This window comes from Bounagaea algeriensis, from assembly GCF_054491375.1.
On record NZ_CM137102.1, the window covers coordinates 4,343,562 to 4,359,907 of the forward strand.

Annotated in this window: 19 protein-coding genes; 6 read left to right on the top strand and 13 right to left on the bottom strand. The window is 71.8% G+C overall.

Annotated elements, in window-relative coordinates:
• Positions 1 to 23: 23 nt before the first annotated feature.
• Positions 24 to 1,457, bottom strand: coding sequence for an adenylosuccinate lyase (purB, locus tag ACVGV2_RS19865; RefSeq protein ID WP_459163857.1), 1,434 nt, complete (start codon positions 1,455 to 1,457; stop codon positions 24 to 26).
• A gap of 286 nt (positions 1,458 to 1,743) precedes the next feature.
• Between purB and ACVGV2_RS19870 the strand changes: the two genes are divergently transcribed.
• Complete coding sequence (locus ACVGV2_RS19870; RefSeq protein WP_459163858.1) at positions 1,744 to 2,052, top strand: hypothetical protein; 309 nt, start codon at positions 1,744 to 1,746, stop codon at positions 2,050 to 2,052.
• 89 nt (positions 2,053 to 2,141) lie between these two features.
• Here the strand turns inward: ACVGV2_RS19870 and ACVGV2_RS19875 are convergent, their stop codons facing one another.
• The 7 genes from ACVGV2_RS19875 to ACVGV2_RS19905 form a co-directional block, all read right to left on the bottom strand.
• Positions 2,142 to 2,720 (bottom strand): TetR/AcrR family transcriptional regulator, encoded by a 579-nt coding sequence (locus ACVGV2_RS19875; protein ID WP_459163859.1) that lies wholly within the window; start codon positions 2,718 to 2,720, stop codon positions 2,142 to 2,144.
• Between the two features lie 9 nt (positions 2,721 to 2,729).
• Entirely contained in the window at positions 2,730 to 3,053 is a 324-nt protein-coding gene (locus ACVGV2_RS19880) for a DMT family transporter (RefSeq protein WP_459163860.1), read from the bottom strand.
• A 275-nt stretch (positions 3,054 to 3,328) separates the two neighbouring features.
• On the bottom strand, positions 3,329 to 4,012 hold the full coding sequence (locus ACVGV2_RS19885) for a hypothetical protein (protein WP_459163861.1): 684 nt from the start codon (positions 4,010 to 4,012) through the stop codon (positions 3,329 to 3,331).
• A gap of 13 nt (positions 4,013 to 4,025) precedes the next feature.
• The gene (locus ACVGV2_RS19890) at positions 4,026 to 4,541 is read right to left on the bottom strand and encodes a SigE family RNA polymerase sigma factor (RefSeq protein ID WP_459163862.1); all 516 of its coding nucleotides are present in this window, start codon (positions 4,539 to 4,541) and stop codon (positions 4,026 to 4,028) included.
• 442 nt (positions 4,542 to 4,983) lie between these two features.
• Positions 4,984 to 5,151 carry a hypothetical protein gene (locus ACVGV2_RS19895; RefSeq protein WP_459163863.1) on the bottom strand — a complete coding sequence of 56 codons (168 nt, stop codon included), beginning with the start codon at positions 5,149 to 5,151 and terminating at the stop codon, positions 4,984 to 4,986.
• Between the two features lie 237 nt (positions 5,152 to 5,388).
• Positions 5,389 to 6,654 carry a phosphoribosylamine--glycine ligase gene (gene purD, locus ACVGV2_RS19900; RefSeq protein ID WP_459163864.1) on the bottom strand — a complete coding sequence of 422 codons (1,266 nt, stop codon included), beginning with the start codon at positions 6,652 to 6,654 and terminating at the stop codon, positions 5,389 to 5,391.
• Positions 6,655 to 6,840: 186 nt separating this feature from the next.
• Complete coding sequence (locus ACVGV2_RS19905; protein ID WP_459163865.1) at positions 6,841 to 8,127, bottom strand: adenylosuccinate synthase; 1,287 nt, start codon at positions 8,125 to 8,127, stop codon at positions 6,841 to 6,843.
• A 99-nt stretch (positions 8,128 to 8,226) separates the two neighbouring features.
• Here ACVGV2_RS19905 and ACVGV2_RS19910 point away from each other — a divergent pair, with 99 nt between their 5' ends.
• Together ACVGV2_RS19910 and ACVGV2_RS19915 are read left to right on the top strand one after the other, a co-directional pair.
• Entirely contained in the window at positions 8,227 to 8,928 is a 702-nt protein-coding gene (locus tag ACVGV2_RS19910) for a hypothetical protein (protein WP_459163866.1), read from the top strand.
• A 179-nt stretch (positions 8,929 to 9,107) separates the two neighbouring features.
• The gene (locus ACVGV2_RS19915) at positions 9,108 to 9,740 is read left to right on the top strand and encodes an HNH endonuclease family protein (protein ID WP_459163867.1); all 633 of its coding nucleotides are present in this window, start codon (positions 9,108 to 9,110) and stop codon (positions 9,738 to 9,740) included.
• 148 nt (positions 9,741 to 9,888) lie between these two features.
• On the opposite strand, the gene ACVGV2_RS19920 is transcribed toward ACVGV2_RS19915, so the two are convergent.
• The 4 genes from ACVGV2_RS19920 to ACVGV2_RS19935 all read right to left on the bottom strand — a co-directional run bounded on the left by ACVGV2_RS19920 (position 9,889) and on the right by ACVGV2_RS19935 (position 13,211).
• Positions 9,889 to 11,061, bottom strand: coding sequence for an FUSC family protein (locus ACVGV2_RS19920; protein WP_459163868.1), 1,173 nt, complete (start codon positions 11,059 to 11,061; stop codon positions 9,889 to 9,891).
• Positions 11,062 to 11,215: 154 nt separating this feature from the next.
• Entirely contained in the window at positions 11,216 to 11,629 is a 414-nt protein-coding gene (locus ACVGV2_RS19925) for a DUF3151 domain-containing protein (protein ID WP_459163869.1), read from the bottom strand.
• Positions 11,630 to 11,727: 98 nt separating this feature from the next.
• Positions 11,728 to 12,762, bottom strand: coding sequence for a class II fructose-bisphosphate aldolase (gene fbaA / locus ACVGV2_RS19930; RefSeq protein WP_459163870.1), 1,035 nt, complete (start codon positions 12,760 to 12,762; stop codon positions 11,728 to 11,730).
• Positions 12,763 to 12,929: 167 nt separating this feature from the next.
• Complete coding sequence (locus tag ACVGV2_RS19935) at positions 12,930 to 13,211, bottom strand: YciI family protein (RefSeq protein WP_459163871.1); 282 nt, start codon at positions 13,209 to 13,211, stop codon at positions 12,930 to 12,932.
• Between the two features lie 95 nt (positions 13,212 to 13,306).
• On the opposite strand from ACVGV2_RS19935, the gene ACVGV2_RS19940 reads away from it, so the two are divergent.
• The 3 genes from ACVGV2_RS19940 (at position 13,307) to ACVGV2_RS19950 (ending at position 15,488) form a co-directional block, all read left to right on the top strand.
• Positions 13,307 to 13,879 carry a SigE family RNA polymerase sigma factor gene (locus ACVGV2_RS19940; protein ID WP_459163872.1) on the top strand — a complete coding sequence of 191 codons (573 nt, stop codon included), beginning with the start codon at positions 13,307 to 13,309 and terminating at the stop codon, positions 13,877 to 13,879.
• A gap of 117 nt (positions 13,880 to 13,996) precedes the next feature.
• Positions 13,997 to 15,139 (top strand): N-acetylglucosamine-6-phosphate deacetylase, encoded by a 1,143-nt coding sequence (nagA, locus tag ACVGV2_RS19945; RefSeq protein WP_459163873.1) that lies wholly within the window; start codon positions 13,997 to 13,999, stop codon positions 15,137 to 15,139.
• Positions 15,140 to 15,242: 103 nt separating this feature from the next.
• A complete protein-coding gene (locus ACVGV2_RS19950; RefSeq protein WP_459163874.1) occupies positions 15,243 to 15,488 on the top strand; it encodes a hypothetical protein in 246 nt (81 codons plus the stop codon).
• Positions 15,489 to 15,654: 166 nt separating this feature from the next.
• Here the strand turns inward: ACVGV2_RS19950 and ACVGV2_RS19955 are convergent, their stop codons facing one another.
• Positions 15,655 to 16,311, bottom strand: coding sequence for a TetR/AcrR family transcriptional regulator (locus ACVGV2_RS19955; RefSeq protein ID WP_459163875.1), 657 nt, complete (start codon positions 16,309 to 16,311; stop codon positions 15,655 to 15,657).
• Positions 16,312 to 16,346 lie beyond the last annotated feature (35 nt).

The following is a 16,346-nucleotide window of genomic DNA, read 5'->3' on the forward strand; positions in this document are numbered from 1 at the left end:
ACCGGGTCGAAATCCCACCAGTCTCAGAGGATCTCGGCGGGGCTGTACGCGGCTGCTTCCGGGTGGCGCGCGGTGATCTGCTCGATCTCGTCGACGACGGTGCGCACCTGCTGCAGCGCCGCCCCGGTGAACTCGAGCGGGTTCGACAGCAGCTCGTCGAGCTGCTCCTTGCCCAGCGGGAGCCGCTCGTCGGCGGCGAGCCGGTCGAGCAGGTCGTTGCGCTCGATGCCCTGCTCCCGCATGTCCAGCGCCACCTGCACGGCGTTCTCCTTGATCGCCTCGTGCGCGGTCTCGCGGCCGACACCGGCCCGCACGGCGGCCATGAGCACCTTCGTCGTCGCCAGGAACGGCAGGTAGCGGTCGAGTTCGCGGTTGACCACGGCCGGGAACACGCCGAACTCGTCGAGCACCGTCAGGAACGTCTCCAGCAGCCCGTCGAGCGCGAAGAACGCGTCCGGCAGGGCGACGCGGCGGACCACCGAGCAGGACACGTCGCCCTCGTTCCACTGCTCACCCGCCAGTTCGCCGGACATGGACAGGTATCCGCGCAGTACCACGGCGAGTCCGTTGACGCGTTCGCAGGAGCGGGTGTTCATCTTGTGCGGCATGGCGCTGGAGCCCACCTGACCGGGCTGGAAGCCCTCGGTGACCAGCTCGTTGCCCGCCATCAGCCGGATCGTGGTGGCCACGTTCGACGGTGCGGCGGCCAGCTGCACCAGCGAGCTGATCACTTCGAAGTCCAGCGAACGCGGGTAGACCTGGCCGACGCTGGTGAGGGTGCGGCCGAACCCGAGGTGCCCGGCCACGCGCCGTTCCAGCTCGGTGAGGCTGGCGGTGTCGCCGCCCAGCAGGTCCAGCTCGTCCTGGGCCGTGCCGACCGGCCCCTTGATGCCCCGCAGCGGGTAGTGCGCGAGCAGGTCCTCCAGCCGCCGGAACGACACCAGCAGCTCGTCGGCGGCGGTGGCGAAGCGCTTGCCCAGGGTGGTGGCCTGCGCGGCGACGTTGTGCGACCGGCCGGCCATGACGAGCTCGCCGTGCTCGGCGGCCAGACGACCGAGGCGGCCGAGCACGGCCACCACCCGGTCGCGGATGATCTCCAAGCCGCGGCGCACCTGCAGCTGCTCGACGTTCTCGGTGAGGTCCCGCGAGGTCATGCCCTTGTGGATCTGCTCGTGCCCGGCGAGCGCGTTGAACTCCTCGATGCGGGCCTTGACGTCGTGGCGCGTGCGCCGCTCGCGTTCGGCGATCGACTCCTCGTCGACCTCCTCGATCACGCGCTCGTAGTCGGCCAGGGCGTTGTCCGGCACGTCCACGCCGAGATCGACCTGGGCGCGGAGCACGGCGAGCCACAGCTTGCGCTCCAGCACGATCTTGGTGCGCGGGGACCACAGCTCCGCCTGCTCCGGCGAGGCGTACCGGTGGGCGAGGACGTTCGGGATGTTCGGCTTGACCGTCACGTTCCGGCAGGATACTGCGTCGGCCGCCGTGCGCGGGCGCGCCCCGGCGGGAGCGCGGGCAGCTGGACCCGTCTGGGACGGACGCGACGGTGCTGGACCGCGCCCCGCCGTGCGCGCGGGCAGCTGCCCGCGCGCCCGCGCCTGCGCGCTCGCGCATCCGTCACGTTCGGAGCCGCTGAGCACTGCCAGGACCGGTCCGTCCCGCCGGTCGCCCCGTCCCGCCGGTTGCTGCCGAAGCATGGACGAACGCGATCACGGCGAATAGTGTTTTTCGCAGGTCCGGAAAATGACGTCACCGCGCCTCGCGGCGCTGCTGGAAACCGGGGGACGGATGATCGCCGACGTGTTCGCCGACCAGGAGGACGTCTTCTGGATCGTCGGGGTGGGGGCGGACCGGCGCCACGCCATGACGATGCGTCCGGGAGCCGTGTACGCGGGCCAAACGGTCACCGCGATGTGCGGAACGGCGGTGAAGATCCCCCAGCCGACGCCGAGCGGGCGCGCGCCGCGCAGCGCGCACGTCACCGAGCGGTGCCCCGACTGCGCCGAGCGCATCGACGACGAGGTGCACCGCCACGTCACCTGGGACTTCTGAAACCGTCTGAGTCTTCTGGAACAGCCTGAGCCTTCTGGAACAGCCTGGGTCTTCTGAAGCCGCCGGGGCCTTCTGGAAACCGCCAGTCCCTACCCGAGGCGGGCGCGCAGCACGCGGGCGGCGGCTGCCCGCGGCTCCGGATCGCTCTCGATGAACGCGTTGACCACCGTGCCGTCGACGACGGCGACGAGTTCCGCGCGCTCCCCCGGTGTCATGGCACGGCCGCTGCGCGCGAGGATCTCGTCGACCAGTTCGTCCGTTTCGGCGTTGAGCCTGCGCATCAGCGGCGCCAGGTGCGGACGCCGCGGCGTGCCGACGAGCCGCTCGTAGCGCAGCAGCACGGGCTGCGCGCCGCCTTCGTGCGAACGGTTCCCGAGTAGCAGGTCGAGGATCAGCTCGACCACCTCGTCGATGCCGGGCCGCCCCGCGCCGAACTCGTCGAGCCGTGCGCGCCCGGCGTCGAGCTCGGCACGCGTCTCGTGCTCCACGGCCGCTGCGACGAGGTCCTCCAACGAGGAGAAGTAGTAGGTCGTGGAGGCCAGCGGCAGGCCGGAGCGTTCGGCGACCGCCCGGTGCCGCACGGCCTCGAACCCGCCCTCCGCGAGCAGCTCGGCTGCCGTGGCGACGAGCTGCTGCCGCCGCCCCCGGCCTTTCGGTGTGCTCGCCATCGGTGCTCCTCAGTGCGATCCCGTCAGGTTCAGCCCGATCACTCCGGCGATGATCAGCACGATCGACACCGTCTTCAGCACGGAGAAACCGTCGCCCAAAAACAGCATGCCGATCAGGGCCGTCAGCGCGGCACCGATCCCCGTCCACACCGCGTAGGCCGGGCCGGCGGGCAGGTACCGCATGGCGTAGGCGAGCCCGGCGAAGCTGATCGCGGCGAGGATGAGGAACGAGACGGTGGGCATGAGGCGGCTGAACCCGTGGGAGAGCTTCAGCGACACCGCCCAGCCGGCTTCGAAGATCCCGGAGATCATCAGCACGATCCACGCGAACATTCCCGACGCCCCCTCTCACTGCTCTTCGCGTCACTGCTCTTCGCGTCACTGCTCTTCGCGGTGCACCGGGGCGCACCGCGCTCGGACCACGCCGAGACTAGCTCATTCTGGTACGGCCGTACCATTCTTGGTGACGCGTTCCACCAGCCGCCTGGGATCGACGTCGTGCAGTGGCTACCCGATGTCGGGGAGCTCCGGAGCGAGGCGGCGCCCGAGGCCCTCCCGCTCGACCCGCAACAGCCAGCCAATCCGCGGAATCCCTTGACGATGCCCTGCTAGTACTCGCCGGCCAGCTCCCCGGCGAGCTCGGGAACCCGCGCAGCGTACGGCGGCTGACCACCGTTGTCCGCGGTGCTCGTCACGACCACGGCACGCCCCTCGCCGGCCGGCCGCACGGACTGGCGCCCCCCGTCGGGGAGCAGGGAATCCCCGGGCGTCGACCGCTCCTGCGGCAGCGCGTCCGCGGGCGCCACGACCACCGCGACCGTGCCCGCCCGCTCGTCCTGGCGCACCGGCAGCGCCGCCGTCACCGCACCGTCCGGGCAGGGCTGCCAGGCCACCGGCCGCGCCTCACCCGACTGCGCCTCACCCGACTGCGGCAGCCGCGACCGCACGTCGGCGGCCAAGCCCGCGTCCGGGGAACCGCAGTCCGCGCCACCGGTGCGCGGTTCGGCCAGCACCCCAGGACCGGATGGTTCCGGCGGCGGATCACCGCCCCGCTCCACCGGCGGCCGGGCATCCCCGGCGATCGTCGGGCCGGACGACTGCGAAGCGAACCAGCCCGCGCCCGCACCACCGAGCAGCGCCACGGCCACGGTGACCGCAGCCCCACCGGCGGCGACGCGGCGACGCGCGGTGACGCGGCGGGAACCGCGCAGCACGTCGTCACGATCGAACGACGCCTCCGGCGCGGGCGGCACCGCGCTCCGGAACAGCTCCTCGAGTCTGCGCTCATCCACTGGGACGCACTCCTCACACCGACCGCAGGTCCGGCAGTTGATCCCCGAGCACGTCGCGGAGCGTGCGCAACCCCCGAGCGCACTGGCTCTTCACCGTGCCCTCGCTGCACCCGAGCGCCCCCGCGACCTCGGCGACGTCCAGGCCCTCCAGGAAACGCAGCACCAGCACGGCCCGCTGACGCGACGGCACCTCCTGCAACCCCCGCAGCAGCAGCTGTCGGTCCGCCACCGACTCGGCCACGTTCGAGGCGTCGCTCTCCCGCTCCGGCAACGACTCCGCGGAGCGCTCCCGCCGCCACGGACGGCGCTTCTCGTCGATGAGCGCGCGGGTGAGCGTGCGCCGCACGTACGCGTCCAACGCGCCCTTGTCCCGGACCTTGCGCCAGTGCCGGTGCAACGCGATGAACGCCGTCTGCGCGAGATCGTCCGCGCGGTGCCAGTCACCGCACATCATGAACGCCATCCGACGCACCGCCTCCAGCCGAGCCGCGAAGTACTCCGCGAACTCCTGCTCATCGCGCTGGTCCACGCGGGCCTCTCCGCTCGTGAGTACCTGCCGTCCACGGGACGGAACGTGCGGGCTCCACGGTTGCACGGACGGCGCAGCCCGATCCAGTGCGACCCGCGCGGGGTGGGCGCACGGCGAGCGGCGGGCACACGTCCGGGCGCGCCGGTCGACGCGTCGTCAGTGGTGGGCGCAGTGGTGGGCGCAGGCCCGGTGTCGGGTGGGCCCGGTGTCGGGTGGGCCCGGTGTCGTGTGGACCCGGTGTCGGGTGGGGACGCGCGTGCGGTTCCCACCCGTCGAGGAGGCGTTCGACGTTGACGCGGTACTGCTGCGCGTCGACGAACGATCCGGCCGGCGGTCGCCCGCCCCGCCGAAGACGTGGGCAGTGATGGGCGTGTCCAGCCGCAGCGGTTACCAGTGCGGCGTCACAGGAGCGGCTACCCCGCCGGTGACCGCGATGCAGCTGCTACGACTTGATCTTCTTTCTGTCGTCCTTGGCCCAACCGACCGCGGCGGTGACGACGAACGCGATCCCACCGATCACGGCCAGCCAGAACAGGCCCTTGAGCAGCACTCCGGCAACCGATACGACGAGCCAGAGCAGCAGCAGGCCCCCGATGACCTTCCACAGCATGAGGTTCCCTCGATTCCTCGGCGTCGGTATCCAGCCTGCCAGAAGTGGCGCCCGAAAGATCCCGCACCGCAGGAAAACCAGGGGAAAATCCGGGACCCCGCAGCTTCGGCGACGGCAGCGCGGGTGACCGCACCGGCCGGCGCGGGGATCCAACTCGCAACCACCCGGGAGTCAGGAGGCCCCGGGTAGTGCGGGACCGGCCGGCGAGCAGGACCAGCTGGGGTGCGGGACCGGAGTTCAGGGCCGGCCGGGCATGGCCACCTCGCCCTGCGCGGCGCGCAGCGCGATGTCGGTGCGGTAGTGCACGCCGGGCAGGTGCACACCCTCCACGCGCCGGTAGGCGTCGTCGCGCGCCGCGGCCAGGTCGCCGCCGGTGCCGACGACCGACAGCACGCGCCCGCCGGCGGAGAGCACCGAAGCATCATCGCCCCGTCGCGTGCCGGAGTGCAGCACGCCCGGGGCGGTGCTGCCGTGGATGACGTCGTCGAGCCGGGGCCGCCCCGGATACCCCTCGGCGGCCAGCACAACGGTCACCGCGAAGCCCTCGGCCCACTCCAGCGGGGGATGCTGCGCCAGCGTGCCCGTGGCAACCGCGTACATCAGCGAGGCCAGCGGTGTGCGCAGCAACGACAGCACCGACTGCGTCTCCGGGTCGCCGAACCGGCAGTTGAACTCGACCACTTTCGGGCCCTCGGAGGTCAACGCCAACCCGGTGTACAGCAGCCCGGAGAACGGAGTGCCGCGCCGCGCCATCTCGTCCACCGTCGGCTGCACGATCCGGGAGACCACCGTCCGCGTCAGTTCCTCCGACGCCCACGGCAACGGGGAGTACGCGCCCATGCCGCCCGTGTTCGGCCCCGCGTCCCCGTCACCGGCGCGTTTGAAGTCCTGCGCGAGCCGCAGCGGCACCACCGCGGAACCGTCGACGAAGCAGAACAGCGACGCCTCCGGCCCGTCCAGGAAGCTCTCCAGCACCACCGGGTGGCCGTCCTCGAGCAGCGTCATCGCGTGCGCGCGCGCCGCGTCGAAATCGGGAGTGACCAGCACGCCCTTGCCGCCGGCGAGCCCGTCGTCCTTGACCACCCACGTGGGGCCGAACCGGGCGAGCGCGGCGTCCAGGTGCGCCGGGTTGTCCACCAACTCCGACCGCGCGGTGGGCACCTCGGCGGCCTGCATGAGCTCCTTGGCGAAGGCCTTCGACCCCTCGACCCGCGCCGCGTCCTTCGACGGTCCGAAGCACGGGATCCCGGCCGCGCGCACCGCGTCCGCCGCACCGACGACCAGCGGCCCTTCCGGGCCGATCACGACGAGATCGGCCCGCCACTCGGAGGCGAACGCGGCGAGCCCCCGCGGGTCCTGCACATCGACGTCGTGGTTCTCGGCGAGCGTGGCGGTTCCGACGTTGCCGGGGGCGCAGGCGAGCGCGGTCACCGCGGCGTCGCGCGACAAGGCCGCGACGATCGCGTGCTCGCGACCACCGGCACCGATCACAAGAATTCGCACGAATCGCAGCGTAAGCGGTTCCCGTGCGCGGGAACCGAGCACCCCCGCCGATGCGGCGCCGGCCTCGCCTCACGCGGAGCGCAGCCGGCTGCCAGGCGATCGCCCGGTCGTCATAGCCGATCACGGCCTCATCGCCCAAGCCCTCGATCGCGGCCGCGGGCTGCTGCGGCCAGCCGGAGCCGCGGGTCAGCCGAGGTCGTGGCGGACGATGGTCTCCTCGCGGCCGGCGCCGACGCCGATCGCGGACACGCGGCAGTGCGACAACTCCTCGATGCGCCGCACGTAGGCCTGCGCGTTCGCCGGCAGGTCCGCGAACGTGCGCGCCCCGCTGACGTCCTCGTGCCAGCCCGGCATCTCCTCGTACACCGGCACCGCGTGGTGCACACCGGTCTGGGTCATCGGCATCTCCTCGACCCGCTCACCGTCGACCTCGTAGGCCACGCACATCGGGATCGTGTCCAGACCGGTGAGCACGTCGAGCTTGGTGAGGAAGTAGTCGGTGATCCCGTTCATCCGGGTCGCGTAGCGGGCCAGCACCGCGTCGAACCAGCCGGTGCGCCGCGAACGGCCCGTGGTCACGCCGAACTCGCCGCCCTGGCGCCGCAACGTCTCACCCGACTCGTCGGACAGCTCCGTCGGGAACGGCCCGGCACCGACGCGCGTGGTGTAGGCCTTGAGGATGCCGATCACCGAGCCGATGCGGGTCGGGCCGATGCCCGCACCCGCGCACGCGCCGCCGGAGGTCGGGTTCGACGAGGTCACGAACGGGTAGGTGCCGTGGTCCACGTCGAGCAGCGTGCCCTGCGAACCCTCCAGCAGCACCGTCTCGTCCCGCTCGAGCGCCTGGTTGACCAGGAGCTTCGTGTCCGCGATGCGGTTGGCGAACTTCTCGGCCTGGCCGAGCACGGTGTCGACGACCTCCTCGGGGTCGAGCGCGCGCCGGTTGTACACCTTGACCAGCACCTGGTTCTTGAACTCGAGCGCGGCTTCGACCTTCTGGCGCAGGATCTTCTCGTCGAGCAGGTCCTGCACGCGCACGCCGACGCGCGCGACCTTGTCCTGGTAGCAGGGTCCGATGCCGCGGCCGGTGGTGCCGATCTGCTTCTTGCCCAGGTAGCGCTCGGTCACGCGGTCGATCGCCACGTGGTACGGCATGATCAGGTGCGCGTCGGCGGAGACCAGCAGGTTCGAGGTGTCCACCCCGCGCTCCTCCAGCCCGGACAGCTCGTCCAGCAGCACGCCCGGATCGACCACGACACCGTTGCCGATCACGTTGGTCACTCCGGGCGTGAGGATTCCGGAGGGGATGAGGTGCAGCGCGAAGTCCTGCCCGTCCGGCAGCACGACGGTGTGGCCCGCGTTGTTGCCGCCCTGGTAGCGGACGACCCAGCGGGTCTTCTCGCCGAGCAGGTCCGTCGCCTTGCCCTTGCCTTCGTCGCCCCACTGGGCTCCGATCAGCACGATCGCCGGCATGTGACACTCCAACCTGGATTCCGGTGGCCGCCAACGTGACCGCGCGCCCGCGTCCACCACGGGTTATGCCGACCGGTCAGGGTAAACCAGGAGCGAATCGTGACCACCACCGCACTGTCCTGCGGAAACCTCACATCCACTATGCGCTCGAACGGTGACGGTGTGCAGTGGCACGAGCTGCCCGCCACTCCGGGGCGCGCGGAGGTCGACCCGCTGCTCGCGGAGGCGGGCGATCGTCTCGTGGTCCGCGGTACCGATGCGGATCTCGCCGCGGTGGTGGTGCGGGTGCTGCGCAAGGGCCTGCTCCGGCGGCTCACGATCGGCTACGTGCCCGTGGCCGACTCGCCGACCGCGCGGCTGTGGGGTCTGCGCGTCGACGACGTCGACCGGGCACTGCACGCCCCCGGAGTACCCACACCGCTGCCGAAGGACGACACCGGCGGCGTGCTCCTCGGCGAGGGCGTCATCGCGCCGATCACCGGGCAGGTCTACTGCGACGACGCGCAGGTGCTGCACGGCTCCGCGCTGCGGTTGGTCGTCACCCCGGATCCGGCGGCCGCGGCGCTGCCCGAGCCGACGGACGACCCGATCGGTGACAACATCGAGCCCGTCATGGACGGGGTGCGGGTGTCGGTGACGCGGCGCGGCCTGCTGCGCCGCCGCACCGCAGCCGCGCGGGGCCGGGCCGTGCAGCTGGCGTTCGAGGAGGCCACCGTCCGCCGCGACGGTGTGGATCACCCGCGGCCGATCGACAAGTGGGTCTGGCACCGGCACACCGAGGACCTGCTGCTGGCGCGGTGACGGCACGCGATGACGGCGCGCGATCACGACGATGCGCCCGATGAACGACCACTCGGCAGGGTGGCGAGTTTCACTGGCGTTTTCACGCCAAGTCACCGCTTGATCACACCTCGGCATTGCTCCGGTCATCCGGATCGGTCATGGTCAATTCGCCACCGACCGAACCGAGGGAGACAGCCATGAGGAAGCGTGCCGCGACCGCAGCGACCGCCCTGCCCCTCGCAGCGGCGCTGGGGCTGAGCCTGGCGCAGCCGGCCGCGTCCGAACCGCCCGGCATCCCGACGCCGGAGGAGAGCCGGGGGATGCTCGCCGAGCTGCGGACCGCGCCCGAAGGCCCCATGGACGGCTACGACCGGGACAAGTTCCCGCACTGGAACGAGGGCCCGGACAACTGCAACACCCGTGAGCAGGTGCTCCGCCGGGACGGCGACAACGTGGAGACCGGGGACGACTGCTACCCCACCTCCGGCACGTGGACGAGCCCGTACGACGGCCAGACCTGGAGCGAGGCCTCCGACGTGGACATCGACCACGTGGTGCCGCTGGCCGCGGCCTGGCGGTCAGGCGCGGCCGAGTGGACCAACGAGCGGCGTTCCGAGTTCGCCAACGACCTGGAAAGCCCCCAGTTGGTGGCGGTGACCGACTCGGTCAACCAGGAAAAGGGCGACAGCACTCCGGACGAGTGGATGCCGCCGGAGAACGGGTACCACTGCACCTACGCCTCGATGTGGATCGCCTCGAAGCACAAGTGGCAGCTCACCATCACCGACAGCGAGCAGACCGCGCTGGAAAACGCCCTGTCCACGTGCTGACCCCTGTTGCGAGACCGCTCATCCCACAACCGGCTTGGCCGAACCCACAGGGACACCCCGAAGGCGTGGTGATCATTTGTCGCCCGGACGCGTGGGGACAACTCACAATTTTTATGAAAATTGTGCTCCCTGGAACGAGTCCAGACAGTCAGCGGGGTTCGGTGTCCTCGGGATCCGCGTCTTCCGGAGCCGTGTCCTCGGCATCCGCGGTGTCCTCCGCCGGGTGCAACGCGGGCAGCGCAGCCAGGGCCTCGGCTCGGCCGAGGCCGGTGGCCTGGAGCAAATCCACCACGATCGATCGAACTTGGAGGACGACTACCTGCATGGAGTAATCACCCTCCCCCAAGAGCTCCACCGTGGACTTCCGGGCCACCGAGCGGGTCGCCTCCCGCGCCTGCAGCGGATCGTTTCCGCTGGCCAACTCGTCCCGCAGCAGCGCGACCGCCCCGGCCAGCTCCTCCAGCAGGGCGGGCAGCGGACGCGGCACCGGTTCCTCGTCGCGCAGCGCCGCCAACGCCCGCCGCGCCAGCACACGCGTGTTCCGCAACGCCCGGTCGACCGGCGTCGCGGCCACGTCGTAACGCTCCAGCTCACCGCGGCGGTGCCAGCGGATCGGCGCGTACCGGGCGATCTCGCCACCAGCCTGCAGCGCCGACCGCATCGCATCGATGTCCTGCTGGCTCTTGCGAGCCTGCGCCAGCACATCGGAGGCCATCGCCGTGTCCTGCCGCGCGACCGCCCCGCCGACCCCGCGCAGCGCGTCGGCCAGCGCACCGAGCACGACACGCCCATTGCGGTGCGCCACGGTCAGCGGATTCGCCGGCAGCAGCAGCGCCACGACGATGCCGACGACACCGCCCACCGCAGCGTCGACCATCCGGGTCCACCCCCCGGCCGTCGCCGGCGGGATCAGCGTGGCCACGAGCACCGAGGACGAAGCCGCCTGCAGCACGATCACGCTGCCGCTGTCCAGCAGCACGGCCGCGCTCATCGCCAGCATCACCACGAGCGCGATCTGCCACGGCCCGGTCCCGATGAGGGAGATGAGCACGTCCCCGACACCGATGCCGATGCTCACCCCGACGACCAGCTCCACGGAGCGCCGCATGCGCTGGCCGAGGGAAACGCCGAGGGAGATCACCGCCGCGATGGGCGCGAAGAACGGTTGCGGATGGCCGACGAGCTGTGTCGCGATGAACCACGCCAGACCGGCAGCGATACCGGCCTGCACGATGGGCAGGCCGGTGCGCAGCAGACGCCGCACGCGACGGCCGAAGTCGTCGCGGAGCCGGTCGGGGCCGGCCTGGGAGTTCCCGGTCACGCGTCCCATTCTCGACGACGCGGTCAGTCCCCTGCCGGCACCACCGGCTGAGCGTGATCTGCACCGCGCGCGCAGCGGCGGGACGGGCGAACCGGCGCGGCCCGCTGCGGGCCGCGCGCTCCCGCGGAGCGCGCGGCCGAGAGCGGTGACGTCCTCAAACGCCCGTCGCGTTCACCGCTTCGGGATCGCTGTCGACGAGCAGCTGGTGGCACCGCTGGAACTCGTCGTCCTCGCCGATCGCCCGGGCCGCGCGGGCCAGCGCCGCGATCGCGCGCAACACGCCCTGGTTCGGCTCGTGCCGCCACGGCACCGGGCCGAAACCCTTCCACCCGGCCTTGCGCAGCGAGTCGAGACCGCGGTGGTAGCCGGTCCGGGCGTACGCGTACGCCTGGATGTGCTCACCGCTGGTCAGCGCGGCCTCGGCCAACGCGGCCCAGGCCGCGCTGAAGGTCGGATGGTGCGCCGCGACGATCGCCGGGTCCGTACCGGCGTCCAGCTCGGCGCGCGCGTCCGTGTTCTCCTCCAGCAGGGTTTCCGGCGGTTCCAGCAAGTTCCTGCCCTGTGTCATGCGCCCATCCTCCCAACGACATCATGATCGGCGCGCAGCACTCCGGGAATGCGCCCCGTGCGGGCCGCACCCGCGCGGGGCGGCCACTCGCAACAGCCTCAACCGGCGATCTTGCGGCCGGTGGACTTGAGCGTCTCGCACGCGTCGGTCACGCGGGCGGCCATGGACTGCTCGGCGGCCTCGAGGTAGCTGCGCGGGTCGTACTTCTTCTTGTCGCCGACCTCGCCGTCCACTTTGAGCACGCCCTCGTAGTTGGTGAACATGTGGTCCGCGATCGGCCGGGTGAAGGCGTACTGGGTGTCGGTGTCGACGTTCATCTTCACCACGCCGCAGGACAGCGCCGAGTGGATCTCCGCCAGCCCGGAACCGGACCCACCGTGGAAGACCAGGTCGAACGGCTTGTCGCCGGCGGAGCGGCCGAGCTTGCGGGCGGCCGCTTCCTGCCCCTGCTGGAGGACCTCCGGCCGGAGTTCGACGTTGCCCGGCTTGTACACGCCGTGCACGTTGCCGAACGTCGCCGCCAGCAGGTACCGCCCCTTCTCACCCGCGCCGAGCGCGTCGACGGTGTGCTCGAAGTCGCCGGGCGCGGTGTAGAGCTTCTCGTCGATGTCGTTGCTGACCCCGTCCTCCTCACCCCCGACGACGCCGACCTCGACCTCCAGGATGATCCTGGCCTCGGCGGACTCGGCGAGCAGTTCCTCGGCGATGCTCAGGTTCTCGTGCAGCTCGACCGCGGAACCGTCCCACATGTGGGACTGGAACAGCGGGTTCCGCCCGCGCTGCACCCGCTGCTGGCTGATCCGCAGCAGCGGGCGGACGTAGCTGTCCAGCTTGTCCTTCGGGCAGTGGTCGGTGTGCAGCGCGACGTTCACCGGGTACTCGTCGGCCACGACGTGCGCGTACTCCGCCAACGCGGTGGCACCGGTGACCATGTCCTTGACCTTGCCGCCGGAGGCGAACTCGGCACCGCCGGTGGAAAACTGGATGATGCCGTCGCTTTCCGCTTCGGCGAACCCGCGCAACGCCGCGTTGAGCGTCTCCGAGGAGCTCACGTTGATGGCCGGGTAGGCGAACTCCTCCGACTTCGCCCGGTCCAGCATCTCCGCGTACACCTCGGGGGTCGCGATGGGCATCGTTGGTCCTCCTCGATCAGGTGATTTGGTTCGGAACCGCCACGGCTGCTGCTGACATCTTCACATTTCCCCGGCAGCGAGGTCAGCGCTCGCACCCCAGCCGCCTCCGCGATCCCGGCCAGCATCCGCGCACTCCGGTCGCGTCCCCGGCCGCGTCCCCGGCCTCGTTACAGCACCCAGGATCCCGTGACGAGGTTCCACTCCCGGACCGTCGTGCCCGCGAGGACTCCGGCCCTGGTGTAGGGATCGGCTTCGAGCACGGCGCGCAGCTCCGCTTCGTCCGCGACTTCGTAGACGAGCATCGCGCCGGTTTCGTCGGCGAACGGCCCACCGGCGAGCACCACGCCGCGCTCGGCCAGCTCCCGGCAGTACTCCCGGTGCTCGCCGCGCACGCGCAGCCGCTCCGCGCGGTCCGAACCGTACTCCAGCTCCACGACGTACTTGGCCATTTCCGCCTCCCGGTTCCACGCCGGCGTCGATCAGTGGCGGATGCACGCTACCCGGCGGAATGACCCCCGGGGCGATCAGCCGGTAGCGTGTCCGTGTGCGGGACGACGAGCACGCCGCCGAGCGGAGCGTGGAACGGACACTGAGCAAGCTGCGCGCGCTGGACGTGCCCGCCGAACCGGAGACGGACCGGCCGCTGACCCTCGAGGACCTGTACCAGCAGCAGCGCATGCGCATGGTGCGGCTGGCGATCCTGCTGGTCGACGAACCCACGACGGCCGAGGACGTGGTGCAGGAGGCGTTCACCGGGCTGTACCGCAACTGGTCGGGCCTGCGCGACTCCAAGGCGGCCGTGGGGTACCTGCGCACCGCCGTGATCAACGCGAGCCGCTCGGTGCTGCGCAAGCGCAAGACGGCGCGCGAGTACCAGCCGCCGCACCAGACGCACGCGCGTTCGGCCGAATCGCTGGCCATGCTCACCACCGAGCACCAGTCCGTGGTGACCGCACTGGGCAAGCTGGCGCGGCGGCAGCGCGAAGTGCTCGTCCTGCGCTACTACGACAACCTCTCCGAGGCCGAGATCGCGGAGGCCACCGGCCTGTCCCGCGGCGCGGTGAAGTCGACCGCGAGCCGCGCGCTGACCGCGCTGCAGAAGGCGATGGAGAGCTGACGGACCGGCCTCGGCGAGCGCACCGCGGTGCGCCACGTCGATCACGTGGTGTAGACCAGTAGCTGCGAGGGTTCCTCGCGGCACTCCCACGCACCGACCCAGGAGGAGGACGGCACGGTGCACCCCCGCGAACTGGTCCTCACCGGCGCCCGCGTCGTCACCCCGGACGGCGTGCGCCCCGACGCGTGGGTGCACGTGACGGGCGAGAACATCCACGGCATCGGCACCGGAGCGCCGCCCGCCCCGGCCACGCGGGTGGAGCTCTCCGGCGGATGGCTCGTGCCCGGGTTCGTCGACGCCCACTGCCACGGCGGCGGCGGGGGATCGTTCACCGCTTCCGACCCGGGCCAGATCAGCACCGCCATCGACGCGCACCGGCGTCACGGGACGACCACGATGCTGGCCAGCCTCGTCTCCGCCCCGGTGGGGCGGCTGCGCGCGCAGCTCGCCGCGCTGCGCGAGTTCGTCACCGCCGGCGAGCTCGCCGGGGTGCACCTGGAAGGGCCGTTCCTCGCCGCGGCCCGGTGCGGCGCCCACGCGCCGGAGGTGCTCACCGAACCCGCACCGGAAACCGTCGAAGAACTCCTCGCGGCCGGGGGCGAGGCCCTGCGCACGATCACCATCGCCCCCGAACTGCCCGGGGCGCTCGAGGCGATCCGCCGCATCACCGACCGCGGGGTCCGCGCCGCGATCGGCCACACCGACGCGCGCGGCGAGCACGTGCTGCCCGCGGTGGAGGCCGGCGCCCGCATCGCGACGCACCTGTTCAACGCGATGCCGCCGCTGCACCACCGCGAACCGGGCCCCGTCGGCGAGCTGCTGGCCGACGACCGGGTCGCCGTCGAGCTGATCTGCGATCTCGTGCACCTGCACCCGACGGTCGCACGGCTGGCGGCGTCCGCGGCCGGCCCGGCGCGCGCCCTGGCCGTCACCGACGCGATCAGCGCCACCGAGGCGGGCGACGGGACGTTCGACCTGGGCGGACTGCCGGTCACGGTCGACGGAGGGGAACCGCGGCTGGACGACGGTTCCCTGGCGGGCAGCACGCTCACCATGGACCGCGCGTTCCGCAACCTCGTGCAGCACTGCGGGCTGAGCATGGCCGATGCCGTGGCAGCCACCGCGTCGAAGCCGGCGGAGGTGCTCGGTCTCGACGGGCGGCTCGGGTCGATCGCCGCGGGCAAGCGGGCCGATCTCGTCGTGCTCACCGAACAGCTGCGGTTGCAGCACGTGATGCGGGCCGGGACGTGGCTAGACTGACACCGGGGGAACTGACGCCAGGGACTGACGCCGCACTGGCGCCGGGGGAGCAGCCGGCCACCGCCGTCGAGGGAGTCGCCGAGGGATTCGGAGCGCTGAGCCCATGTCCGAGCGCAACGGGTTGTCGGACGAGCACATCGCCGCCGCGCTGCGCGGCTACGCCGCCGGTGGGTCCGCTGCCGACGGGTCCGCTGCCGGCGGCTCCGGGGGCTCTCCTGCCGCGGGGACGGCCGAAGGTGCGCGCGTGCGGCCCGAACGGCCACGGCCCTCGGCGGCGGGAGTGCTGCTGTACGCGCTGCTGCTGGGGCTGGCCGCCGGGACCTGCTGCGCCGCGGTGACGCTGCTGTAGTCGAGCGCCTCGCCGCGGCTCGCCGAGGACGCGCACCGGCGTCGCGCGTTCAACGTTGGCCGGGGATCGATGCTGCTCAGGACTGAGATCGGCCGAAGCGCTGCGAAGGCGTCCGCTCGTGCTCGACTGCAGCAGAACTCCACCGCGAAACTCCCCGGGCCCGCCCTCACTCGCGCGAGCGGTACGCGGCGGCGGTCTCGGCGATGCGCGCCGGGTCGTCCCCCAGCCCCGCGAGCAGGTTCGCCCCCAACCCCAGCAGCACCTCGCCCGCCGGGTCGTCGAACCGGCGGAAGTGGCCGGACAGTTCGAGCGTCACGTAGCCGTGCAGGAGGCTCCACAACTGGGCGGCCACGCGATCCGGATCTTCACTGCGGATCCGCCCCGCCCGCACGGCGCGCTCGGCCACGCCGACCAGGTGGAGGTAGGCCCGCGGCACCTGCTGCTCGGTGGAATCCTCCTCGGCGGGGCTCGGCGCGGGCCGGTAACCGCCGGGGGCGGCCAAGCCGAACATCAGGTCGTACAGGTGCGGGTTGGTGTGCGCGAAATCCCGGTAGGCGAACGCGAGGCGAGTGATGTCCGCGACCGGGTCCGCAGTGGTCGCGACGTCCTCGAGCCGGACGGCCAACTCGCGGAAACCCTCGTCGGCGACCGCGCGCAGCAGCTGCGGCATGCCGCCGAAGTAGTGGTACACGGCCATCGTGGACGCGCCGATCGCACGCGCCAGGCGCCGCGCCTGGATCGCGGACGGGCCTTCCGCGGCGAGCAGGTCGACGGCCGCCTCGACCAGACTGCGGCGCACCCTGCCGGCTTTCGACTCCATCATCACCCTGCCCCCTGCGCGGCGATCGCTCGCCCCAT